This window comes from Bifidobacterium sp. LH_558 (assembly GCF_056356295.1).
Genome location: NZ_JBKETZ010000002.1, coordinates 1 through 24,397, shown reverse-complemented (window position 1 = coordinate 24,397; position 24,397 = coordinate 1). Strand labels below are relative to the sequence as shown.

17 protein-coding genes are annotated in these 24,397 nt (G+C 63.0%); 11 read left to right on the top strand and 6 right to left on the bottom strand.

Going from position 1 to position 24,397, the window contains the following annotated elements; translation table 11 throughout:
* Window positions 1–95 precede the first annotated feature (95 nt).
* Window positions 96–1,013, top strand: coding sequence for a glycerophosphodiester phosphodiesterase family protein (locus AC1AV0_RS02960; protein WP_476570986.1), 918 nt, complete (start codon window positions 96–98; stop codon window positions 1,011–1,013).
* On the opposite strand, the gene AC1AV0_RS02955 is transcribed toward AC1AV0_RS02960, so the two are convergent.
* The 5 genes from AC1AV0_RS02955 to AC1AV0_RS02935 form a co-directional block, all read right to left on the bottom strand.
* Entirely contained in the window at window positions 977–1,648 is a 672-nt protein-coding gene (locus tag AC1AV0_RS02955; RefSeq protein ID WP_476570984.1) for a TetR/AcrR family transcriptional regulator, read from the bottom strand. The genes AC1AV0_RS02960 and AC1AV0_RS02955 overlap by 37 nt on opposite strands.
* A gap of 93 nt (window positions 1,649–1,741) precedes the next feature.
* Window positions 1,742–2,947, bottom strand: coding sequence for a DUF2974 domain-containing protein (locus AC1AV0_RS02950; protein ID WP_476570982.1), 1,206 nt, complete (start codon window positions 2,945–2,947; stop codon window positions 1,742–1,744).
* A gap of 143 nt (window positions 2,948–3,090) precedes the next feature.
* Window positions 3,091–4,572 carry a DHA2 family efflux MFS transporter permease subunit gene (locus AC1AV0_RS02945; RefSeq protein WP_476570980.1) on the bottom strand — a complete coding sequence of 494 codons (1,482 nt, stop codon included), beginning with the start codon at window positions 4,570–4,572 and terminating at the stop codon, window positions 3,091–3,093.
* 456 nt (window positions 4,573–5,028) lie between these two features.
* Entirely contained in the window at window positions 5,029–6,327 is a 1,299-nt protein-coding gene (locus AC1AV0_RS02940; RefSeq protein ID WP_476570978.1) for an MFS transporter, read from the bottom strand.
* Between the two features lie 90 nt (window positions 6,328–6,417).
* Window positions 6,418–7,704 carry a PfkB family carbohydrate kinase gene (locus tag AC1AV0_RS02935; protein ID WP_476570976.1) on the bottom strand — a complete coding sequence of 429 codons (1,287 nt, stop codon included), beginning with the start codon at window positions 7,702–7,704 and terminating at the stop codon, window positions 6,418–6,420.
* A 362-nt stretch (window positions 7,705–8,066) separates the two neighbouring features.
* On the opposite strand from AC1AV0_RS02935, the gene rpmB reads away from it, so the two are divergent.
* The 3 genes from rpmB (at window position 8,067) to rsmD (ending at window position 12,087) form a co-directional block, all read left to right on the top strand.
* Window positions 8,067–8,261 (top strand): 50S ribosomal protein L28, encoded by a 195-nt coding sequence (gene rpmB, locus AC1AV0_RS02930; RefSeq protein WP_072724715.1) that lies wholly within the window; start codon window positions 8,067–8,069, stop codon window positions 8,259–8,261.
* A 295-nt stretch (window positions 8,262–8,556) separates the two neighbouring features.
* Entirely contained in the window at window positions 8,557–11,313 is a 2,757-nt protein-coding gene (locus AC1AV0_RS02925; protein ID WP_476570974.1) for an ATP-dependent DNA helicase RecG, read from the top strand.
* 195 nt (window positions 11,314–11,508) lie between these two features.
* Window positions 11,509–12,087, top strand: a complete 579-nt coding sequence (gene rsmD, locus AC1AV0_RS02920; RefSeq protein WP_476570972.1) for a 16S rRNA (guanine(966)-N(2))-methyltransferase RsmD — start codon at window positions 11,509–11,511, stop codon at window positions 12,085–12,087.
* Between the two features lie 100 nt (window positions 12,088–12,187).
* Here rsmD and trmD read toward each other — a convergent pair whose 3' ends face one another.
* The gene (gene trmD, locus AC1AV0_RS02915) at window positions 12,188–13,090 is read right to left on the bottom strand and encodes a tRNA (guanosine(37)-N1)-methyltransferase TrmD (RefSeq protein WP_476570970.1); all 903 of its coding nucleotides are present in this window, start codon (window positions 13,088–13,090) and stop codon (window positions 12,188–12,190) included.
* Between the two features lie 49 nt (window positions 13,091–13,139).
* Here trmD and AC1AV0_RS02910 point away from each other — a divergent pair, with 49 nt between their 5' ends.
* The 7 genes from AC1AV0_RS02910 (at window position 13,140) to AC1AV0_RS02880 (ending at window position 24,077) form a co-directional block, all read left to right on the top strand.
* Window positions 13,140–14,891, top strand: coding sequence for a peptidase U32 family protein (locus AC1AV0_RS02910; protein WP_476570969.1), 1,752 nt, complete (start codon window positions 13,140–13,142; stop codon window positions 14,889–14,891).
* A 90-nt stretch (window positions 14,892–14,981) separates the two neighbouring features.
* Window positions 14,982–15,965: a purine nucleoside phosphorylase YfiH/LACC1 family protein gene (locus tag AC1AV0_RS02905; RefSeq protein ID WP_476570968.1), complete on the top strand. Its 984-nt coding sequence runs from the start codon at window positions 14,982–14,984 to the stop codon at window positions 15,963–15,965.
* Window positions 15,966–16,035: 70 nt separating this feature from the next.
* Window positions 16,036–16,854, top strand: a complete 819-nt coding sequence (locus AC1AV0_RS02900) for an IspD/TarI family cytidylyltransferase (protein ID WP_476570967.1) — start codon at window positions 16,036–16,038, stop codon at window positions 16,852–16,854.
* 34 nt (window positions 16,855–16,888) lie between these two features.
* On the top strand, window positions 16,889–17,563 hold the full coding sequence (locus tag AC1AV0_RS02895; protein ID WP_476570965.1) for a pyroglutamyl-peptidase I: 675 nt from the start codon (window positions 16,889–16,891) through the stop codon (window positions 17,561–17,563).
* A 156-nt stretch (window positions 17,564–17,719) separates the two neighbouring features.
* On the top strand, window positions 17,720–19,198 hold the full coding sequence (locus AC1AV0_RS02890) for a cell division protein (protein WP_476570963.1): 1,479 nt from the start codon (window positions 17,720–17,722) through the stop codon (window positions 19,196–19,198).
* Window positions 19,199–19,341: 143 nt separating this feature from the next.
* Window positions 19,342–20,679, top strand: coding sequence for a C1 family peptidase (locus tag AC1AV0_RS02885; RefSeq protein ID WP_476570961.1), 1,338 nt, complete (start codon window positions 19,342–19,344; stop codon window positions 20,677–20,679).
* 488 nt (window positions 20,680–21,167) lie between these two features.
* Complete coding sequence (locus AC1AV0_RS02880) at window positions 21,168–24,077, top strand: MBG domain-containing protein (protein WP_476570960.1); 2,910 nt, start codon at window positions 21,168–21,170, stop codon at window positions 24,075–24,077.
* Window positions 24,078–24,397 lie beyond the last annotated feature (320 nt).

Genomic DNA, 24,397 nt, shown 5'->3' with positions numbered 1-24,397 from the left:
GGGTGATGCGGGATGCGGGCGGAGTGAGCCCACAGGGTGTGCCAAACGAAATCCGCCAATGACGGCGGACCTACAACCATAAGAAAGGACGGATCATGAAGCTTTCCTCTCCGCAGACAGGCCCTGTGCGGAGCGTTCCGGCAGACGGGACCTTCGGACGGCCGTGCTTTGCCGATATCAACACGGAACTCAACAAGGCCTTTTCCGCGCATGGAACGTTGATCGCGGCGCATCGAGGCGCCCCCAGAGGCGATATTCTCGAAAACACGCTGAATAGTGTGAAAGCCACGCGCTTCGTGGGAGCGGATATCGCGGAAATCGACATCATCCGCACAACGGACGGCGAGTATTTCGCTTTTCATGACGGATTTGAATACTCGCATCTGCGTTGCGAACGCAGTGTGCTGGAGATGACGGCTGAGGAATTGGCCGCGATCCGGTACAGCGATTTTCAGAACACCTATTACGGCTTTGTGGAGCGCGCCGGCTTCATCCTTGGCAATCTGCCGCAAATCCTCGTCAATGTGGACCGCTCCTGGCGATATTGGAGCAGCGGATTCCTCGATTGGCTCGACGGATTCGGCTTGGAGCGGTGGCTGATTCTCAAAAGCCCGGTGAATGACGAATACGTGTCCGCTTTGCGCGGCCACGGAGTGAAATACATGTATATGCCGATGATATGGTCCATGCAGGAGCTGGAATCCGTGGCCGACGATCCCGATATCAACGTGGTCGGCGCCGAACTGATCGAACCTCATGTGGGTGTGGAGCGATTCACCGGCGATGACTGCGAATCGCTGCATCGGCGTGGCATGTATGCGTTCGTCAACGCGCTGGGGCTCGGCAACGACAACCACGGCTTCCAAGGCATCTCCGACGCCACCGCCGTATTGGAGGGTCCCGATGCGGGATGGGGCCGCCTGATGGAGTTCGGAGCCGATATTATCCAGACCGATTGGCCCGAGATGCTGCGCTTCTACAGGGACGGCATCTTCTCGCGCTCTGAACGCTGAGTGAGTATGGTGTCGGAGAAGACCTGATTCCAGTAGGCGAGCATATCCGCTTTCGACATGCTTAAGTACATGCCCATGGACAGCACGGCGATGTCTTCGTTCAGCAGATCCTCCACGGCGATGGTTTCGCTCAGCTCCGGCCAGCGGCGCAGCACGGCGAGCAGGCCGCCGACGGCGAAGTCGAGCATCAGGTCGGTTTTGAGGTCGAGATGTTCGGGGTCGAGCTGCAGCATGGAGGTCAGGGTGAGCCGGCCGAAATCACAGAGCGAATCCAACAGCTCCGGTGAGCTGTGCGGGCCGGCCAACAGGGCCAGACGGTCGAGGCGTTGGCGTTGCTCCGGTGTGTCGAGCAGCTCTTTGGCGCGGGTGCCCCACTGGTGCTTGAGGTTCTCCTCGTGGGGTGCGGGGATCTCGACGAGCGGTGTGTGCTCCACCTCATGCAGGATCGCGGCGTCGGCCAGCTCCGGCAGTCCCGAATAGTGGTAGTAGAAGGAGTTGCGGTTCACGCCGGCCTCACGCACGATGTCGGTGACAGTGATTCGGCGGTATTCCTGGGATCGCAATAACTCCCAGAACGCGTTCTCCATGCGGGCCGTGGCGGGCAGGATCTCGGAGTCTCGGCGTGGACGTGGCATGGTGGCCTCCTTGGGGCGGTTCCCGCTGGAACGAATTGTGCCCAGTGTACAATAAAATATTGGGCAATCTGACCAATAAGGAGGCGTTTTCGTCTACCGCTTAACGGCGGTATTGCGCGCTATGGCCGCCGTGACCAGCATGCGCATGGCCTCGTGGATGTGCTTGCGTTCATCCGGCGTGAGCCCCACAATCGTGCCGATCATGCCCGGCAGCGCCAGTGGCATCGCGGACAGCATCCCCGAGAATGTGGTGGCGCCGCTCGCATGCAGCACTTGGAACAGCGCGTCCACCGCGTGCTCGCGCTCGTCGGGAGTCAGCTCGGTCATCCATTGGTTGAACGATTCATTGAACGTGTGCGAACTGGCGGCCATATCGTCGACCTCAACGAAACGGCCGCCCTCCACCTGCCAGGAGAAGGCAAAATGCTGCATCATGCCTTCCACATCTGACTTGACCACCGTGCAGGGTTCCGGCGTCTCCAACACCATGCCGATAATCGAGGAATCGGGCACGATTTTGCGGATTTTGGGCATAGCGGCGGCATAGGCGTCGCCCTTGACCACATCGCGGGGGAAACCGGGGCCGTCGAGGGAATACACCGTGGTGATGCGGTCCTGAATTTTCGCGGGCGCGTTCATCGCGGCGTACACCGCGAGATTGCCGCCTTTGGAATGGCCGGTCAGCACGATTGGACCCTTCCACATCCCCGCGACCATAAGCAGATATTCGGCGGCGGCCTCCTGCGCGGGCACGGGGTATTGGAAGGCCATGTTGAAGTCTTCCTTCCATCCGACCAGCGAATCGTCGGTGCCGCGGAACGACAGCACCAGAGTGCCGTCGGGCAGGCGGAACGTCACCGCGGCGAACTGCGTCTGCTCGCGGCGGTCGAATTGTTCGGCGAACGCGCCCATGTTCATGTTGGCAAAACGCGGATTGGAGGCCGTGTCTCGCACGAAGTTGTGCATCTGCTTGGTGTCGGCCAATCCGACCAGATGCACGGGATGCGTGCACACATCGTCGAGATCGCCATGCAGCACCGTGTTCACCTGGTCGAGCGTGACCGGCGAGAACGGGGCCCGCACAATGGCTTTCACGGATCGCAGCGGCTCGCGCCATGAGAAGCGGCGCAAACGCCTCGCGACGGTGCCATAGCATTCGATCTCATCGGTGAGGCGCGGCACCAAGGAGGGGATGTTCTCATAGGAAAGCTGCGCCAGCACAAGCGCATCAACCGCGTTGAACGGCGCCTCGCTGAACGGGCGCGTCTCTCCGCGCACATAGTCGCAGATATTGCCCATCACGCGCCTCCCGTCGGTTGTCTCGAATGGCTTCGCCACCATCCTAGTCTCGATAGGAGTCCGTGGTGGAAACGTTCATGTAAAAAGCGGCGCTGACAGGACGCCAACGCCGCTTGTTTACGGTAATTACGCGAGGGATGAAACTAGTTCTTGCGTTCGCGCAGGAAGAACGACATAACCAGCACGATCACGACCAGCACGAGGCCGAACACGTAGCCGTAGCGGGAGCCGTCCACAAAGCCCTGGGCGGCGTTGGTGCCGCCGGCGGCAGTGTAGTTGGATTCGCCCAGGCCAAGCAGGCAGGTGGCGATGGCGGTGCCGATGGCGGCCACGACCTGCTGCATGGTGTTGAGGATCGTGCTGCCGTCGGTGGCCAGTTCACGCGGCAGACCCTTGAGCGCGGCGGACTGGGCGGGCTGCTGCATCAGCGGAATGCCGATCATCAGCACCACGTGGGCCAGCACGAAGAACGCGGTCGAAGTGCTCACACCCATCGCCAGCAGCAGCGCGTCGCCGATAATCGCGATCACCGCACCGATGCGCACCAGCATGGACGCGCCCTTACGGTCGTACAGGCGGCCGGCCATCAGCGAGCAGGCGGCGTTGACGATGCCGCCGGGCAGCATGAGCAGACCCGCGAGAGTGGAGCTCAGGCCAAGACCACGCTGCAGCTCCTGCGGCACCAGATACATCAGCGCCAGCGTGCAGGTGAACGACAGCGTGACCATGATGGCCGGGGTGCGGAATGCGGCGATGCCCAGCGCGCGCAGGTCGAGAATCGGGGATTCCATGTGCAGCTGGCGCCAGACGTAGAACGCGAGCACGACGATGCCGACGACCAGCAGCACGATCACCGTGGGGGAGAAGCCCATGTCGCTGATCATGGAAACGCCGGCGACCAGACCGCCGAAACCGATCACAGAGGCGATCACGGACGGCAGATCGATCTTCGGGCGGGTCACTTCGATCGGGTTGGTCAGCGTGGTGGCGGCGCAGACGAGCGCGACCACGGCGACGATGGCGAACATGGCGAAGATCGCGCGCCACGAGAACGCGCCGATCAGCATGCCGGCGATGGTCGGACCGATTACCGGCGCGAACATGATGACCAGGCCGGCCACGCCGTTCGCGGCGCCGATCTGGCTCATCGGGAACACACGCATGATCACGGCGTACATGGTCGGAAGGGCGATGCCGGTGCACACGCCTTGGATGATACGGCCGGTGAGCAGCATCGGGAAGTTCACGGCGAAGGTGGAGATCAGCGCGCCCACGAAGAAGCAGGTGAGCGCGAACAGAGCCAGTGTGCGGGTGTTGACCCACTTGAGCATCAGGCCAACGAACGGCAGCACGATGCCGATGGCGAGCATATAGCCCACGACCATCCACTGCACGGTGCCGGCGGAGACGCCGAAGGAATCCATCAGGTCGGGCAGGGCGATGTTCATGGACGTTTCGGACAGCATGCCGAGGAACGCGCCGATGTACAGGCCGAGCATCACGCGGTGCGGATGCTTCGGGTAGGCGGCGTTTGCGGCGTTTGCGGCGTTTGCGGCGCTTGCGGTGTTCGCAGTGTCGGGGCCGCTGGCGGCATGGTCGATTGACGTGGTTTCAGACGAAGTCACGTATGGTACCTCTCTCAATATGGTGCGGGAGACCTTCTCCCGATTGCAACCTCAACTTGTGCCCGCGAGATGAACGGATCGCGCTATGGTTGCGCGCCGTGGCCGTAAGGCCGGTTGGTCGGCATGGCATGCGACCGGCGGATGGCCGATTCGGCGCGATGCGCGACCGCTGTGCGGGGCAAAGAAAAACCGCATGGCTGCTTTCCCAAAGGGATACGGCATCAGCCATGCGGTTTTCGAAACAGGACTCACCGTACACATTTTTTCAAGTCTTCGTAAGTCGGCGTGTCCCGTTGATTCGACAGGGGTTTGCGAGTTTGGTGTGTTTGGATTCGAGAAGAAGCTCAAGTAAAGCGTTTGATCAGAGAGTTTGGTGTGGTTTTTTCGCCTCTACTCTCCGATTACGCACACCAAACTCGCTTTAAGCCCGGAATGGGTGAATGGCGCTGGATGATATCAGCCTCGCGTCGGATCCTTCTGCAGCAGGAGGAAGACGAGCGCGAGCACCAACAGAATGGCGATGGAAAGCACGCCGATCGAGGCGTTGCCGGTGATCGTCGTGGTGGTGGCCACCAGGAACGTGCCGATGATCGAGGCCGTTTTGCCGAAGATATCGTAGAAGCCGTAGTACTCGTTCGCATGGCTCTTCGGAATCAGCTTGCCGTAGTAGGAGCGTGACAGCGCCTGGATGCCGCCTTGGAACATGCCGACCAGAATCGCCAGAATCCAGAACTGCACTTCGGAACGTAGGAAGAACGCGGCGAAGAACACGATGCACATATACGCCACCACGGCGATCAGAATCATCGTTTTCGCGCCGAAACGTCCGGCCAGGCGGCCGTATGCGATCGCGCACGGGAACGCGACGAACTGCGTGACCAACAGCGCGATCACCAGCTGTGTGGAATCCAGTCCGAGTTGCGTGCCATACGAGGTGCTCATCGTGATCACAGTGTTCACTGCGTCGATATAGAAGAAGAACGCGATCATGAACATCCACAACGGTTTGTTATGCATAATCTTGCCGAAGGTGGAGCCCAGCTCGCGGAAGGTGCCGCGCACCGCCGTGCCCAACTGGTCGCGTGTGGCGCGGTAGTGCTTCTGCCGATAGCTGGTGAGCAGCGGAATCGTGAAGGCCACCCACCAGACGGCCGTGATGAGGAACGACATGCGCGTGCAGAACGCGGTGTCCAATCCGAGCAGCGCGGGCCCGCCGAAAATCAGCGCGATGCACACGAGGAATGGCACGGTCGAGCCGATATAGCCCCAGCCGTAGCCGTGCGAGGAGACGCGGTCCATACGCTCGTTCGTGGTCGTGTCGATCAGCATGGAGTCGTAGAAGGTGAGCGATCCGTTCAATCCGATGGTCGCCAATACGTAGAACACAAGGAACGGCAGCCAGGTCAACGGCAGCGCCATCGCGCAGCACATCACCACGCCCGTGCCGAAGAAGCCGCAGAAGAAGCGGACCTTCATGCCCTGTACGTCGGCGATCGAACCGAGCAGCGGCATGAGCACGGCGATCACCAGCGAGGCGATCGTTTGCGCATAGCCCCACGTGGACACGATATTGTCTTGACCGGCGGCCTCGAGCAGCGAGTTCGCGTAGATCGGCACCACGGCGGTGGAGAGCAGCACGAACGCGGAATTGCCCACATCGTAGACGATCCACTTCTTCTCGCGGGCGGTCAGCTTCAAGCCGGTGCCGGCCGGTTCGTTTTGGTCTGCGGTTGTGGTGTTCGTCTGTTCGGCCATCGATACTCCTGCCTGATGCGATACGTCCATCGTAGAAGATGCTCCGGAGCGTGGCGGGCGCAACTAGGTGAACAGACGATGAACAAATACTTAGTCCGCGCTTGCTTCTTCGGATTCCTCGCCGTTGGCCAAGGCGAGCGCCTCCTCGTAGCTGGGCGCCACAGGCACGCCGTTGACGTTGCGCTGGATGGCGAGGGCCGCCGCGGCGTTCGCGATGCGGGTCGCGTCTTCAAGACCCCATCCTTTGGCCAGCATGGCGCACATCGCGCCGGTGTGGCAGCCGCCCGCGGAACGCGTGTGCACGGCCTTGGTGGGGAATCCCTCGATATGACGGGTCTCGCCGCCCGGTTCGCGCACCCATGCACCGCGCGATCCGGCACGAACCACCAATGGCGCGCGCAGCGTTTCGCCGAGCGCCTCGCATAGCGCCTCCATCGACTTGTCGAATCCGCCGCCGACGGTGAGCGTGGCGGAATCGTCCACCATCACGCCGAGCCGATCGGCCAGAGTCTGCGCCTCCTGTCGGTTGCATGACCAGATAGGGCGGGCAAGCACGAGATCCTCCAGTAGGTGGTCGTTGACCAGGCTGAGCGTTTTGGTCGGGTTGATCACCAGCCGGTATCCGCGCTGTTTGGGGTCGGTGCCGGCGCGGTGGACGAATTCGTCGATGCCGGCGGCGGTGTGGTCGAGCAGCGTGTTGCCGCTGATGTGCACCACATCGCCCGCGGCCGGATCGAGTGCGGCGAAGGTCGCCTCATTGCCCTGCGCCTCCGCGCCATAGCGGGCGACGAAGGTTTTACGGTCCGTGCCGTCGTGGAATACGAGACGGAATCCCGAATCGGCGTCGAGCCGGTCCGGTCCGATGTGGCGGATGCCGGCCTCATCGAAGGCGCGGCGCACAGTGGTGGCCCAGATTCCGCTGCCGATGATGCCGGCGTGCGCGGCGGGGACTCCCATCGCGCCGACCGCTTGCAGCACGCGGTAGCTGCCGCCGACCGTTGGCGTGGTGTCGCCGGCGACGGTGAATCCGCCAGAGGTCGGCAGCGTGTCGACGTCCATCATGATGTCGACCCAGACCTGCCCGAGTGAGATCACGGAAGGTTTGGAAGACGTGTAGTCGGCGGCTGATGCGCCCGCGTTTGGCTTGGGGGTTGTGTTGGCAGTTGTGTTGGTCGCCGCCCGTGCGTCGGTGACTGCCGTGCTGGTGCCTGATGCGTTCGTGCTTGCGGCGTCCGTGATTATGCCGCCAGCGCCGGTCGTATTCGTTGCCGCGACGCCCGTCGCCTTCGCCTCCTGCGCGGTGCCGTCGGCCTTCTTGCGGCGCTTTGCCAGCAGATTGCCGAGCCAGGTGTTTTCTGGGATATCCAATCCAAGCATGCTGTGTCCTCCTTGACTTACATCCCTTCGTTGTAGTCTTACCGCGAGTTTATGAACGTCAGCTGGGAGCCGCAATAGTCATCGGGGATGATTGTGTCGTGCTTAGCCCGGTACGCTGGCGGCGAACATGGCACAGGGTTGCGTGGTCGGGTGTGGGTGGCATGGTTGGCATGCTTTCCGTACCTGCGTGATTGGGCCGGTTTTTGGTGATTTGCCGCCGAAAACGCTCAAGATGGGCGGCTATGATACACGCTGATGTTGCATATGTCGGCATTTCGCGGTATATTCGGGAAGTTGTGTGTTCAGGACAGTGCCCTGGATACAGGAAGACTTGAAAACACAAAGGTTTAAGGGAGTTCATCATGGCAGCTCGTTGCGCAGTGTGCGGCAAGGGACCGCAGACCGGTTTCACCGTTTCCCATTCGCACCGTCGTACCAAGCGTACCTTCCGCCCGAACTTGCAGCCTGTGCGCACCACGATCGACGGCGAGAACACCCGCGTTCGCGTGTGCGGCAAGTGCCTCAAGGCCGGCAAGGTTCAGCGCGTGGTCGCCTGAGTCGCGAATAACGCTTAAAGAAGCCCCATCGAGTTCGCTCGGTGGGGCTTCTTGCATTTTCCTCTCGTCATCCTGAGCGGAGCGTCCTCCACCCTCCTCCCCGTCATCCTGAGCGGAGCCCGATGGGCGGAGTCGAAGGATCTCACACCCCTGCCATCAAGTTGAGATCCTTCGACTTCGCTGCGCTTCGCTCAGGATGACGAGGGGTGTGGCTGTGTCTTGCTCAGGATGACGAGGGCGTGCCGCTGGGGCGGCGATGACGGTTCGGGCGTCGCGCGCCATACAATGGTGCGTTATGAGCATCACCTTGGACACCGCACTCTCGTCGCTACTGACGAACAAGCGTCGCGTGTCCGCGCTCAAATCGTTGGGTGTGACCACCGTGGGCGACGCGCTGACCTATTATCCGTTCCGCGTCACCGAACCCGTGCCCCAATGCGCCATCCGCGAAGCCTCGCCCGGCCGGCCGATGGCCTGCGCCGTCGTGGTGCGATCGTTGCGCGTGGTGCCGATGAACACACGCCGAGGCTACCGTTTGGAGGCGCTGGTCGACGATTCCGACTTCGCCCGCGCACGCAACGTCGGCGGCTCGGTGGCCCGGCTCACCTTCTTCTCCTATAAGAAATCCTATGTGGATTGGCTGAGCATGCGGCTGCGCGCGGGCGAATCGATCGTCATCGCGGGAACCCCAACCGAATACATGGGGCAGGCGCAGTTCACCCATCCTGAAATCCTCACCGTCGCGCCCCAAACGAACCGGGCTGCCGATTTCGAGGCAGCGTCGGCTACGGGAGAGACCCTCCCCGCGTCGCTTCCCCCGGCGCTACCCTCTGCTCTGAAATACGATGCGGACACGACCGCCGAGGCGATGCGTCGCCTGACCCGCCCCAGGCCCGTCTACCATGCCAGTTCGCGCATCTCCTCCGAACATATCCACGAGACGATTCTGAACCTGCTGCGGATGCTGGCCGATGCGAATGACGCCGGTGTCATGAACGCCGACGAAGTGCACGTGCGCGCCGCCGATTCTGCGGGCTTGACGGGTGGCATCGAGGGAGATGAGGCAATCGAATCCATCGAAATGGGTGGGGCCATTGATTCGGCTGGGACGCATGGAACCGCGGATTCACCCGAGATGGAGTCGGATATTCCCGCCGACCGTCTCGCCGGAGCCATCCCTGACGTCTTGCCTGAAGCGATCCGCGCCGAACGAAGACTTCTGCATCGGGCCGAAGCGTTCCTTGCCATCCATAATCCCGCCTCCACCAAAGCCTTCCGCGCCGGCATCGATACGCTGCGCTACGAGGAGGCCTTCGTCGCGCAGACCTCGCTGCTGCAAGCGCGCGCCCATGCCCGCAAATCCGCGGCGCACCCATGCCCGCTGGTTGCGCAGGACATAAAGGCCCCGCAAGGCGCGCAACCCTCGTCGAAAGCCATCGCCGCAGACGGTGCCGCAAACGGTGCCGTGGGCGACCGCGCGGGCGAATGCATCAACGGTACGTCGCCATTGGAGTCGCAAGATACGCAGAACACCGAGGATGCCGGTACCTCACTACGCGACCGGTTCATCGATTCGCTGCCGTTCGCGCTTACCGGCGGCCAACGTCAGGTGATCGACGATATCGCCGTGGATATGGCGCGCGACTGGCCCATGCAACGCCTCCTGCAAGGCGAGGTGGGCTCCGGCAAAACCGTGGTGGCGCTCGCCGCCATGCTGCAGGCCGTCGGGGCCGGGTACCAAGCGGTGCTGGTCGCGCCCACGCAAGTGTTGGCCGAACAGCACGCCGATTCCATCACACGCATGGTGGACGGGCTGGATGTGCCGGTGACGCTGCTCACCGGCGGAATGAAACTCGCCGCGCGACGCAAGGTGCTCGCCCAGGCGGCCAGTGGCGAGCCGTGCATCGTGGTGGCCACGCATGCCGCGTTCTCCAAAACCTTCCAAGCGCCGAATCTGGCTCTGGTGGTGATCGACGAGCAGCATCGCTTCGGAGTGGAGCAGCGCGAAAGCCTGAACGCCAAAGCCGATTTGGCGCCGCATCTGCTGGTGATGACGGCCACGCCGATTCCGCGCACCGCCGCGATGACCTGGTTCGGCGACCTCGACATCTCGTGGCTCACCGAACTGCCCGGCGGGCGCAAGCCGATCCGCACCGTCGTGGTCAACGAAGCGGACGCCGCCACCATGGGGCGCATGTTCGCGCATATCCGGTCGCGGATTGACGCGGGGGAGCGGGCATATATCGTCTGCGCGCGCATCGACGACAATGCGGAAGATGACGGTGACATGGGCGCGGCCGGAACGGAGTCCACAGTGGGCGGCGCTCGAGCCCGGGCTCATGCCGACGCCGACGGCGGTCGTGCGGAACGGCAGGCGTTCGCCGAAATTGATCCCTATGACGCTCCCGATGCGCAAAACGAAGACGCGCCCGCACGCCCTCCGTTGCATACCGTGGCCGAAATCGCCGACCGTTTGTCGAAACTGCCGCAATTCCAAGGCGTCACCTTCGCCACGCTCACCGGGCGAGACAAGGATGAGACCAAAACCCAGGTGATGAGCCAGTTCGCGGACGGCACGACGCCGGTGCTGGTGGCCACCACGGTGATCGAGGTCGGTGTGGATGTGAAGCAGGCCAGCTGCATCGTGATCTTCGACGCCGACCGATACGGCCTGTCCCAGCTGCACCAGCTGCGAGGCCGGGTGGGGCGCGGCGGCACGCCGAGCTGGGCCTTCCTGATCTCACGCGCCGAAGCCGCCTCTCCCGCCGAGCAACGACTCGAAGTGATTCACGGAACTCTGGATGGTGCCGAGATCGCGCAAGCCGATCTGGAATTCCGTGGTGCCGGTGACGTGTTGGGTGATGCGCAATCCGGCGGCAAGTCCGGATTGAAGCTGTTGCGCGTGGTCAAGGATGTGGATCTGATCACCGACGCGCGCGCCCGTGCCGAACGTCTGCTTGCCGAGGATCCGGAACTGGCCGACGAAGTGCAGCTGGCCGGAGCGGTGCTCGATTTCACCCGCGGCAACGAGACCTTCCTGACCAGCTCGTAAACGCGTTGGCACTTGGGCGCTCCAGTTGGCACCCCGCTTTTGGCACCTGCTCCAACGAGCGCCCGCAAATCGTTGATTTTCCAATATTTTGAAATGGCGGCATCGGTGGACGGCCCGTCCCGGGTGCCAACTGGAGCGACCACGTGCCAACTGGTTGCCGGACGTTAGGCGGCGCATGGCCTACAGTGGGTCGATATGCGCGTGATTTCAGGACGATTCAAGGGCGTGGCGCTGGCCACGCCGAAGCCGGGCACCAGACCGACCACCGACCGCACCAAAGAGGCGATATTCTCCCGCCTTGATGCGTGGGGCGTGCTCGACGACGCCCGCGTGCTCGACCTGTTCGCCGGCACCGGCGCGTTGGGCATCGAAGCGTTAAGTCGTGGCGCACGGGAATTGGTGGCCGTCGAAGCCGCCGCGCCCGCGGCCGCGCTGATCGCCAAAACCTTGGGCGAGTTAAAGCGCAATCGTTCGTGGGAATCCGATATGGCTGCCAAAGTGGTCAAGGCCAAAGCGGAAAAATACGTCGCCGTGCCGGCCGCCGCGCCGTTTGATGTGATTATGATCGACCCGCCGTACGCCTTCGCCACCGAGGACTGCGACCGGCTGTTGACCGATCTCGCGGCGAATGGTTTTGCTGCCGACGGGGCGCTGATTATGCTTGAACGCTCCACCCGCTCCGAGGAACCTACGGCACCCGAAGGCTGGGAGATTAGCGAGCGTCGTGATTATGGCGAGACCGCCGTGTTCTATATCGAGCGGGTCGACGAGTGAGGGGCTGACAACGATTTAGCCACGCCTCAATCCGTCTTGTTGGAATTGCGCCATTTCTTGGCCGGGTATGGACTTCGGATGGCTAAATCGTTGTAAAACCCTACGCCAGGCGACGCGGATGCTCGCCGGAAACCTCCCAGCCAAGCGCCATCAACGTTTTGCGATCGGCCTTGTTCAACGCCGAGCAATCCAACGCCTCGATCAGATCCGGGCGGATTTCGTTGGTGCGCGTCAGCGCCTCGTCACGGCGGAATCGATCGACTTTGGCATGGTCGCCCGACAGCAGCACATCAGGAACCGCCACACCGCGCCACACCGCCGGCTTGGTGTACTGCCGGTGCTCCAATAGAGCGTCCTCGCCGGTGTACGACTCCGTCACGATGGACTGCGGATTGCCCATGAAGCCGGGCAGCAGGCGGGTGATCGCCTCCAGCATCACCGACACCGCCACCTCACCGCCGTTGAGCACGTAGTCGCCGATCGAATATTCGCGCACGTCCACGCCCTGCGCGCGATAGTAGGCGGGAATACGCGCGTCATACCCCTCATAGCGCCCGCAGCCGAACAGCAGATGCTTGGCATGGCTCAGCTCGGTCGCGTCGCGTTGGGTGAACAGGGGAGCGGAGGGATTCGGCAGAATCAGCACCGGACGACTCGCGTCGGCTTGCTCGTTTTGCTCAAAGTCGGTCTGTTCGGTCTGGTCAGCCTGATCGGTCCGCTCAACAGGACTGGTCCCATCGGCCGAAACCACCGCCTCGCCCTGCGATTGCGGGTCGAGCCCCAGCAGTTCGTCCAGGCATTCGGCCCACACCTCGGGCTTCATCACCATGCCCGCGCCGCCTCCGACCGGGGTGTCGTCCACGGAATGATGCACGTCATGGGTCCAGTCGCGCAGGTTGTGCGCCGTGACCTCCACCAGTCCTTTGGCTTGCGCCTTACCCAGCAGGCTCAGGTTCAGCACCTCGAAATATTCGGGGAACACGCTCACGATATCGATCTTCATAAGGCACTACAGTAGCGGGACCACTGCCACCGATACACTGTTGGGCGTGATGAATTCGATGGTCAATATGCATATGCGACGCAAGCCCGAGGTGCTCGCCCCTGCGGGCAACCTCAGGGGATTGAAAACCGCGGTGGATTACGGTGCGGACGCCGTCTACTGCGGCGGCAAGGCTTTCGGCATGCGTTCCGCCCCGAAGAACCTGAGTTTGGAGGACTTCGAGGAGGGCGCGCGCTACGCCCATGAGCGCGGCTCGCGCGTGTATGTGACCTGCAATGTGCTGCCGCGCAACGACGAGGTCGAGGCCCTGCGCGCCTATCTGGGCCAGCTCAAGGACACCGGCGTGGACGCGCTGATCGTCTCCGACATCGGCGTGCTGATGATGGCCCGTCAGGTCGCGCCGAATCTGGAACTCCACGTCTCCACACAGGCCGGCGTGACGAATTACCAGGCCGCCAACGCCTTGTATGAGCTGGGCGCGCGCCGCGTGGTGCTCGCCCGCGAGATGGACCTGCAGGCCGTGCGCGACATCCGCGCGCGCATCCCCGACGACATGGATGTGGAATGCTTCGTGCATGGCGCGATGTGCATGGCCTTCTCCGGCCGCTGCCTGTTCTCCAACTATCTGACCGGCCGCGACGGCAACCACGGCGAATGCGCCCAGCCCTGCCGCTGGAAATACTCGATCGTCGAGGAGAAGCGCCCCGGCAAGTACTATCCGATCGAGCAGACCGAAGAAGGCGCGTACCTGTTCAATTCGCAGGATATGAACATGCTCGCGCATATCGACGCGCTTATCGATTCGGGCGCGACCAGCCTGAAAATCGAGGGCCGTTCCAAAAGCGCGTATTACATCGCCGCGATGACCAACGCCTACAAAACCGCCGTCAACGAGTACATGGTCCAGCGGGGGTTCGAGGATGCGGATGGCACCGTGCTCACGCCCTTCCATGACCGCGTGATCCGCCCCGACCGCCCCATGCCGTCCTGGCTGGCCGACGAGGGCGTGGATGAGCGCAGGTTCGCCGCGATGCTCGCCTCGCCGGATGGGATTATGGCTCAGGCGGACGCCGCGTTCGCCGGCGTGCCCGATGCCGCCGCCCGTTGCGATGGCGATGGCGATGGTGTTGGCGATGGCTCCTGCTCCTGTTCCGTCGATTCCGTCGATTCCGCCGACTCTGCCGACTCTGCCGGTACTGCTGGGCCTGTTGATTCCGCTGGCGCAGTTGATTCCGCTGGTTCCGCCGGGTCCGTCGGCACTGCTGATTCCGCCGCACGCAGCACCCGCCGCAAGGCCAACGCCGCGTCGGCCGACGCGCGTGAGATCGCAGGCTTGTCCCCGGAGGCCGACGGCTGGCAGCATGCTCCGGCCGTGCCCTCCCCGCCCGTCAACCTGCCCGACTGGTTGCTCGAAGAACCGGACAAGGTGGCCCACCGCGACTACTCGACCGGCTTCTATTACCCCGAGCAGAAAGTCACCCAGAACACCGACCGTTCCGCGTATTTCCGCGCATGGCTGGTCGTCGGCGAAGTGCTGTCGTGGAGCGCGAGCGAAGGCGGGCGCGTGACCATCATGAGCCGCAACAAAATCGAACCCGGCCAGCTGGTGGAATTCGTGCTGCCCGGCGCGCCGCCGCTGGTCTACACCGTGCCCGAAAGCGGTCTGCGTGACGAGAACGGCGATCCCGTGCCGGCCGTCAACAATCCGGCCCACGTGTTCTCGCTGCCCTGCCCGCACGAGGTGCCGGTGAACGCGGCCATCCGCTCGCGCACCAAAAAGCCCACGCTCAAAGCCGCCTGAGGCGTGCGCAGCCGCTCCTGATAGGTGATTCCGCCGCGCCGCCCCGCGGATGCCCGCCCGCCGCACAAGGCACCCACTACACTGGGTGCCATGGTGAAATACGACGACGCGATTCTCAACAGCACTGCCCTCAGTCCCGTGGACAAGCAGGGCCAACCCATCCCCGTGACCATCCCGGTCGCCCTCGCGCCCGGCATCACGGCCGTGTACACCACCCGTCTTGGCGGTGTGAGCGCGGGCGGGTTCGGCAACTGCAATCTCGGCGGCAAATCCGAGGATTCCCCTGCCCATGTGCTCGCCAACCGCGTCGCGCTCGCCGAATCGTTGGGTTCCCGCCTCTCGCTGGTCAGCCAAGTGCATTCCGGTCGCGTGGTCGACATCGACGAGGCCTTCGCAGACAACGCGCCGTTTGGTTTCGACGCTTCGGGCACGCGTGGCACCGACCTGCATCCCACGGTGATCGAGGCCGACGCCCAAGTGACCAGCCGCACCGGCATCGCCTTGGGCGTGTTCGCCGCCGACTGCCTGCCCGTGCTGCTCGCCGACCCGGTGGCCGGCGTGATCGGCGCCGCCCATTGCGGCCGCCGCGGACTGCAGCAGGGGGTCGTCGCTGCCACCGTCGAGATGATGTGCGCCAAGGGTGCCGACCCGAGCCGCATCGTCGCCACGCTCGGCCCCGCCATCTGCGGCGACTGCTATGAGGTGGGCGATGAGACGGCCGACGAATTCGACGCGCAGTTCCCCGGCACCTTCACGCTCAGCCGCTTCGGCAAGCCCGGTATCGACATCAACGCCGCCGCGCTCGCCGAGCTCGAGAAAGCCGGCGTGCCGCGCGACAGCGTGATCATCTCGCGCCCGCGCGTCGCCGCCGCGACCCAATACCTCTCGCAGGACGCGGAACTGGTCGAATTGTGCGAGGGCGACGGCGAGGGCGGCGATCTGCCCACCCGGCTGCAGGAGATCCGCCACAGCATGTGCACGCTGGAGAATCCGCTGTGGTACTCGCACCGCCGCGCCGCGTTGGCGAACAAGCGCCACGAGGGGCGCATGCTCGCGCTGATCGTGCAGGAGTGAGCGGCGATTCCGTGCAGAATGCGCGCGTCGGCGACCGTGCGGCGCGCGCCACGACCTACGGTGGGTAGCTATGAGCGAGAATGATGAGATTCGTAACGTGCCGGTGGTGGCGGTGGTGCTGGCGGCAGGCTTCGGCACGCGTTTCGACCCGGCCAATCCCAAACAGCTGGTGTCGGTCGGCGGCAAGCCGATCATCTGTTGGAGCATCGAGGCCTTCGACCGCAACCGCAGGGTCAGCGACATCATCGTGGTGGTCAATCCGCAGGTGCGCGCCACGGTGGAGCAGCTGATCGGCCGCTCCGGCTACGGCAAAGTGCGTATGGTGATCGACGGCGGCGCAGAACGCGCGGACAGCACCGCCGCCGCCCTGAACACGCTGGAACAGGCCGGCATCCCCGGCGAGGCGAAAATCCTCATCCACGACGCGGTGCGTCCGTTCGTGGAACAGTCCGCCATCGACGGTTCGATTGACGCGCTCGACCGCTTCACGGCCGCCACCGTGGCCATCCCCTCCACCGACACCGTGCTGCTCACCGCCGACCATAACGGGCATAAGGTGGTGCGCAACGTGCCCGACCGCCCCCACACGTTCCGCGCGCAAACCCCGCAATCCTTCCGCTATGCGACCATCCGCCGCGCCTACGAGCTGGCGGCCGCCGACCCGGACTTCCATCCCACCGACGACACGCGCGTGGTGGTCGACTATCTGCCCGACGAGCCGGTGGCCATCGTCGCGGGCGCCGAAACTAATCTCAAAATCACCACTCTGGCCGATATGCCCACGGCGGAACGCATCGCCGAACAGGCCGCGGCCGCCGATTCCAAGGAGCGGGCGCACGCCCGTATGCGCGAGATGCTCGCCGACGCGCTGCTGACGGGCCAGCAGTGAGCGGCCGCCTGAGCGACGGTTAGACTGGAGGATTATGAAGCAGCTGAATGTCGTGATTTGCGGATTCGACCACTACGACGACGTGCGCGTCAACCCCTCCTATGAGGTGCCCAAAGCGCTGGCCGACCAAGGCCTGGGCGACATCGACGCGCTGGGTGGCGTCAGCGTGGCGATCCACACGGTGAGCCTGCCGGTGAGTTTCGCCAACGCCTGGCCCCTGCTGTTGGAATCCATCGAGGCCGTGCACGCGGACATCATCATCGCCACCGGCCTGAAGCACGCCGCCCGCGGGGTGATGCTCGAGCGCTGCGCCACCAATCTGATGGACGCCGCCAAACCCGACATCGACAACATGACTCCCACCCGCGAGCCCATCGACCCGAACGGTCCGGCCGCGTACTGGACTCGTCTGCCGCTGCGCTCGATCATGCGCGACTTCACCCGCGACGGCATCCCCTCCACCTTGAGCTCGGACGCGGGCACCTTCGTATGCAACTCGCTGTTCTACAACCTGCTCAACTGGACCAGCGCGCAGGAGCATGTGCTCTCCGGCTTCGTGAGCTTCCCTTTGGTCACCGAAAACGGAGAGGCCGGCGTGGGGCGGCATGGACTGCCGTTGGAACGCCAGATCGACGCCTGCCGTGATGTGGTGCGCGAGACGATCGCCTACTACCTCAAACCCTCCTCGTCCGACATCCTCATCGACTAGCCGCGTAGGGCGTCGGTCCTCTGACCCCTTTGGGGACAATGCCTTTTGCATGCATGGTGAGGATTCGCAACTCATTGGGCGTGTGTTGATTTCCATGCGCTACAGTGCATTGCGGTGGCACCGATAGACGAGGGTGCGTGTGCGAAAGGACGAATAATGGTGGATCGTTTTCCGGTCGTGTTGAGGGGATATGACAAGGACAGGGTCGACGAGGCGTTTGCTTCGATGCAGGAATCCGTCAAGCAGGCCCAGCAGACGTTGGCTCGTATGCGCGAGCAGATCAAGGCCGGAGACGACCGCATGCTGCAGTTGCAGGCGCAGCTGCAGGAGGAGAGGAACCGCAAGTCGCAAAGCGGATCCTTCGCCTCCCTCGGCGCCAACGCCCAGAAGATGCTCGCGTCCGCGGAGCAGACCAGTTCGGAACTGCTCGAACGCGCCAAGCAGGACGCCTCCGCCACACGCACCGCAGCCCAGGCCCAGGCTGAGACGCTGATCAACAACGCCCGTCTCGACGCGCAGCACATCATCGAGGACGCGAACGCCAAAGCCGCGACCGTGCTCGACTCCGCGCAGAGCGAGGCCGAAACGCTCAGCTCCAGCGTGCGTGAGGAGATGGAGCAGCTGCGGTCGGAAACCAATAGGAACGTCACCGAGCAGCGCCAGACCATCGAGCTGGAACTGAACAACCTGCGCGAAGAGCATGACAAGCGTCTTGCCTCCGAACGCGCCTCGCACGAGCGCGAACTGTCCGATATGCGCGCCGAAGCCACGCAGCAGGTGGCGGAGATGCGCAAAACCGCCAATCAGGAGATCTCCGACCTGAAAAGCGAGGCGAACGATCAGATCGAGGCCGCGCTCGCGGAGGCGAACAAGCGTCTCGCCGACGTGCGCGAGCAGGTCGCGAAGATGACCACCGACGCCCAGCGCAAGGCCTCCGAAATCGTGGATTCCGCCAAGGCCAAGGCCCAGGAGATCCTCGATGATGCCGAGGTGAGCCGCACGTCCACGATGAGCCAGGTGAACGCCGAGGTCGAGCAGATTCGCGCCGACATCGCCGCCCAGCAGGATGACGCCACGCAGAAGGTCAACGAGTTGCTGGCGAATCTTGAGGAGCGTCGCGAGGCCGCCAAGCGCGAGGCCGACGAGCTGATTTCGCAGGCCAAAACCGTGCGTGAGGAGGCCGACTCCTATGCGGCTGAGCGCCGTCAGTCCGCGGATGAGCAGGCCGCGAGCATCGTCAAGAAGGCCGGTGAGGACGCCGACTTGCAGATCGAGGAGCGTCGCCAGGCCGCGCAGGGCGAGTTGGACGGGCTGACCAGCCATATCGCCGACCTGCAGCAGCGTGAGGCCGCCATCACCCAGCGCGTGTCCGAACTGCGCGCCATGTTCGCCAACGCGTTCAGCGGCTTCGCGTTCGGTGGTGAAGGTGAGGGCGCGGGGTCGCCCGCCGCCGACCTGCCGGTGATGAACGCGGTGGATGAGACTCCCGAATCCACCGAAGACGAGTCGGGCGAGCCGGGTGAATCGAGCGAGTCTGGCGAACCGGGCGGCGAGTCCGGTGAATCCGGCGACTCCGAAGAGTGGGATTTCGTACCGGAGGGTGAATCCGAAGGCAACGAATCCTCCCAGCAGTAGTCGGTCTGCTTCCGCCCGGTCGACCGGTGAGCGGAAGTGTACTAGACTTGCACAACGGTGAACGCGCGGCATCTGGATGAAGCCATCCAGATGCCGTCCGTATGTTTGCGCCACAAGCGCACGAAAACAACAAAGGAGCAGATATGAGCGAATTGACGCCACTGACCGGCGAGGCGCTGGGCGTCCTGCGCGACGAGTTCCAGGCCGACGGCACGAACCGTCTGGCGATGAACGCCGTCACCGCCGCCGGCATCGACAAGGTGGCCCGCAACTATGACCGCGCCCGCCTGCTGCAGCGCCGCTTCTCGACCACGGTGGACAATGGCGAGGCCACCCATCAGGATCGTTCCGGCCGTTGCTGGCTGTTCAGCTCCCTGAATGTGGCCCGTTTCGTGGCCAAGAAGAACATGGGCCTCAAGGAGTTCGAGTTCTCGCAGAATTACGCGATGTACTACGACAAGCTCGAGCGCGTCAACTACTTCCTGCAGGATGTGGCCGCCCTCGTGCGCGCCGGCGAGCCCTCCGACTCCCGCCTGATCCAGCATCTGCTCGCCGACGTGATGGGCGACGGCGGCCAGTGGACCATGGCCATGAACATCTACAAGAAGTACGGCGCCGTGCCGAAGGACCTCTACCCGGAGACCGCCTCCTCGATCAACACCGGCGATATGAACACGCAGCTGCGTCGCCTGCTGCACACCGCCGTGGCCCACATGTATGCCGATCAGAATGCGATCGACGAGACGATCGCCGACGCCCGCGCCGCCGGCCACCGCATCCTCACCATCCACTTGGGCGAGCCGCCGGTCTCCTTCGACTGGGAGTGGACCGACAAGGACGGCGAGTTCCACCGCGATGGCGAGATCACGCCGGTCGAGTTCTGGAACAAGTACGTGGGTTCCGCCGGTCTCGAGGACTACGTGTGCCTGGTGGACGATCCGCGCGCCGAGCACGCCAAGGGCAAGAAGATCGGCATCGAGCATCTGGGCAACGTGGCCGGCGGCGACGCGACCGAATACCTCAACGTGCCCAACCAGTTCATGAAGGATTGCGTGCGCAAGATCCTCGTGGAACAGGGCATCCCGGTGTGGTTCGGCGCCGACTGCCACCCGTTCATGGATCGTGAGAACGGCGCGTGGGCCACCGACCTGTTCGAGTATGGCAAGGTCTACGATGTGGACTTCGATCTGGACAAGGAGCAGCGCGTGCGCTTCGCCGACTCCGCCATGAACCACGCGATGGCTTTCGCCGGTGTGGATGTGGACGAGGACGGCACCACCACCCGCCGCTGGCGCGTGGAGAACTCCTGGGGCGCGAAGATCGCCGACAAGGGCTACTTCACCATGAGCGACGACTGGTTCACCGAATACGTCTACGAGGTGGCCGTCCCCAAGTCCATGCTTCCGGCCGAATACCAGGCCGCCCTAGAAGAGCCCGCCACCATGCTCCCCGCCTGGGATCCAATGGGCGCGCTGGCGTAATTGCGCAAAGCGCAATTACAAAACCAGCGCGGAGGCGGTGGAGCCTTGGACAGCCCTGTGGGCTGTCCAAGCGTAACTCCATAGAACCCAACCGAGCCCCCCCCAATCGGAGGCTCGGTTTCTCTTTTCCCCGTCATCCTGAGCGGAGGCCGAAGGCCGAGGCGCAAGGATCTCACAACCAATGACGCCAAAGGCGCGTCGCCCGCCAATCTGCTAATCTCCCGCTGCCCTCCGCTATTCCGACCTAAGTCCCCGGCGGCTGCCTCTGACCATCGCATAACCCGGTAGCTCGGATCTCCAATCCCTATCTAGGATACAAAAGGGGGTATCGTCCGTTTGCCGGAGTTTTTGACTTCGTGGCATTTCGTGCCTTTCGACGCGCCGCATATCCCTGCCGGGGGGGGGGGGGGGGGGGTTGTTACCGTGGGAGACGGATTGTGTCGCATGATGGTGTGCGCATTTGTGCGTGACGGAAAGACAAAGGTGTGATGATGTTGGGAGAGCTAAGGAAGCCCGCTGCGAAGGACGTGTGGTTCGTGTTGTCGATGGTGCTCGCTTCGTTCGCTGTGGCGTTCGGGCTGTGGTTGTTCCCGGCCCAGGCTCAGGCGCAGGATGTGAGTGTGACGAGGGGTGCATTCACGTTGACCGCCACTGACGGGAGTGGTCTGGTTGAGAATGACGACTACAAGTACGAGGGCACTACGCTGACCATCCTGTCGGAGAAGCCCGTGACGGTGGGCATGTCCGAGAGCGCGACGGAAACAATCGACTACACGGACGCCAACGGCGATTCTCAGAAAACCGATCGAGGTACCAAGTCGGACATGCTTGTCGTGTCCGCAGGCGATGGCAAGACCGCCCACGTGACCTTTGACAGCGTGGTCATCGATCGAAGCATCATCTATAATTCGGCCGCCGTGCGGGTGTCTTCAGGCTCATTGGAGCTTACACTCAAAGGATCGAGTGTCCTTAAAAGCGGACTTTTTATCGCTGGTCTGCAGAACGACGCACAGTCGTTATTCATTTCCGGTGATGGTTTCCTCAGCGCAACGGGCGGCGAGGACGGTGCCGGTATTGGTGGCGGACGCTATGCTGCGGGTTCCAATATCACTATTTCGGGTGGTACGATCGTCGCGACGGGCGGTTTTCAGGGTGCCGGCATTGGCAGCGGATACTCTGAAAACGGTAGAGATTCGGTTAGTGTCGAGATTTCAGGCGGTACGGTTATCGCGTCGAGCGGTGGTGCGGGTGCTGGCATTGGCGGTGGACTCTTTGCTGGCGGTTCGGTTAGTGTGGAGATCTCGGGCGGCACGGTTGTTGCGACGGGCGGCGTGGGCGGTGCCGGTATTGGTGGCGGCTTTGGCTGTCGCGATTCGGTTAGTGTTGAGATTTCAGGTGGCATGATCAGTGCGACGGGCGGTGAGCGAGGTGCTGGTGTTGGTGGCGGCTCATATACCGCCGTTTCGGTTAGCGTTGAGATTTCAGGTGGTACGGTCACTGCGACAGGTGGTAGACGTGCTGCCGGTATTGGCTTCGGAGATTTTACGTATAAGACGAACGGTATTGTGATTTCTGGTGGCTGGATTGCTGCTGAGGGGCAAGGCGACGCGGCTGCCATAGGCGACGGTGAAGACAGGAAGTCTGACGACCCCACTCAGGTTTCCATTTCAGGCGGTTTCTTCGCGGATAAGACGGCTGATGCTGTGGAGAAGAATCTGGTGTATGGGGTGACGCCCGTTGAAGGACATCTGTATGCCAATGATGATGAGAATTTAAGCGAGGCTTATCCGTTGGCGGTCGGTCGTGATCCGCTTCTGAAGTTGAGCGGTTCGGCGGAGTATGACGGTTCGCCGCTGTCTCCCGATGATGTGGTTGCCGTAGAGCCGGCTATGTCGGTGTCGTTGAGGTATCACAGCTCCGGCGCAGACGAGAACGTATGGACGGATGTGCCGCCGTCAGATGTGGGTTCGTATGAGGTCGAAGTCTCGACCAGCACATTCTTCTCCGGTGAAAGCACCGACAAAGTGCAGTGGGCCGCTGCAAGGACAACCGGGAGTTTTGCCATCACTCCAAAGAAATTGACCGTAAAAGCGAATGATGGTGCGGTTACGTATCAGGCGGATATACCCAAGTATTCGGTTACGGTGTCTGGCTGGGTCGGCAGCGAAGATGAGAATCTATCCGATGCGTTGCTTAAAGCGCTCAGTTACGATTGCGATTACGTAAAGGGAGCGCCTGTCACGGCGGTTGGCTATGCAATCACTCCACAGTGGTCTTCCGGCGTCGCCCCCAAAGAGCTCTCAAACTACGATGTGCAGTTTGAACCCGGCACGCTCACGGTTTCCAAAAGCGATGACGCCTTCCATCTGGATGAGGGAGACCTCACCGCAATGTATGGTGACTCGGACTTCATGTTGACGCCGTCCGTGTCCAGCGGAGCCGGAGCAATCAGCTATTCCAGTTCCGACGAGGACGTGGCCACCATTGATGGCAGCGGTCGAGTGCATATCGTCGGTGTTGGCTCCACGACTCTGACCGTGCAGTCCCAAGCCAGCGATGACTTTAATGCGAAGAGCGTCGAAATCGAGTTAAAGGTGGAGCCGCGCCCTGTTGCTGTGGAATGGGCCGATGCGGTGTTCGTCTACAACGGAGCCGAGCAGGTGCCCGTCGCTTCCGTGGCGAATCTTGTGGAGAGCGACGAATGCACTCTGACGGTTTCCGGAGCCCAATCGTCCGCTGGATTGCATACCGCCACCGTGACCGCCGTGGGCAACGACAACTACACCTTGCAAGGTGCGTCCAACCTGACCTACGAGTTCTCCATCGTATCGGCGAAAGCTTCGTATGTGATTGCGGACCAGACGGTGGCGGAAGGCTCTACGCTCGCCGACCTTGTGGTGCCGCAATCAGCTTCGGGCGTGACGCTGTCGGATGGCACCGTCGAAGCGGTGCCTGGCACGTTGGTCTGGTATGCGGACGCCGAACGCACGATGCCACTGGATGCCTCCTACGTTCTGCAAGCCGCGGAAGATAACTCGCCGGTGTCGCTGTGGTGGGCTTTCACTCCGCAGTCCTCGAACTATGAGAGCGAGATGCTTGGTACGGTATCGGTCACGGTTGAGTCCGAGCCTGAGCCTGATCCGGATCCCGAGCCGGAACCAGATCCTGCACCTGAACCGGAGCCTGAACCGGAACCGGAACCTGCGCCTGAGCCTGCGCCTGAGCCGGAACCGGATCCTGCGCCTGAGCCCGAAGAGTCTGGCGACGAACAGTCCGGTGATGACGGCCAGTCCAAGCTCCTGTCCAAGGGCGGTAGCGGCGTGGTCGTCCCGTTCGCGGCCATGAGCATCTTTACTCTCCTCGCCGCGGTCCTCATCATCCGCCGTCGCCGCGCCTGAAGACCACCCGCTGTTCATCCTGAGGGATTCTCTCGCCATGCCGAGGGACTCTTTCTCGTCATCACGAGCGGAGTCGAGGGATCTGCCTGTCTGGGATGCTTCGACTCCGCTGCGCTCCGCTCAGCATGACGAATAACCGTCATCCCGAGCGGAGCGTGTGGCGCGGAGTCGAGGGATCCCTCGACTCCGCGTTCGCTCCGTTCGGGATGGCGGTGCGGGGTTACATGAGGCTGGTGTAGATGGCGAGGATGTCCTCTTCGGTGGCGGGGCGGGGGTTGCCGGGGGTGCACACGTCGTTGAACGCGTCGTGGGCGAGGCCG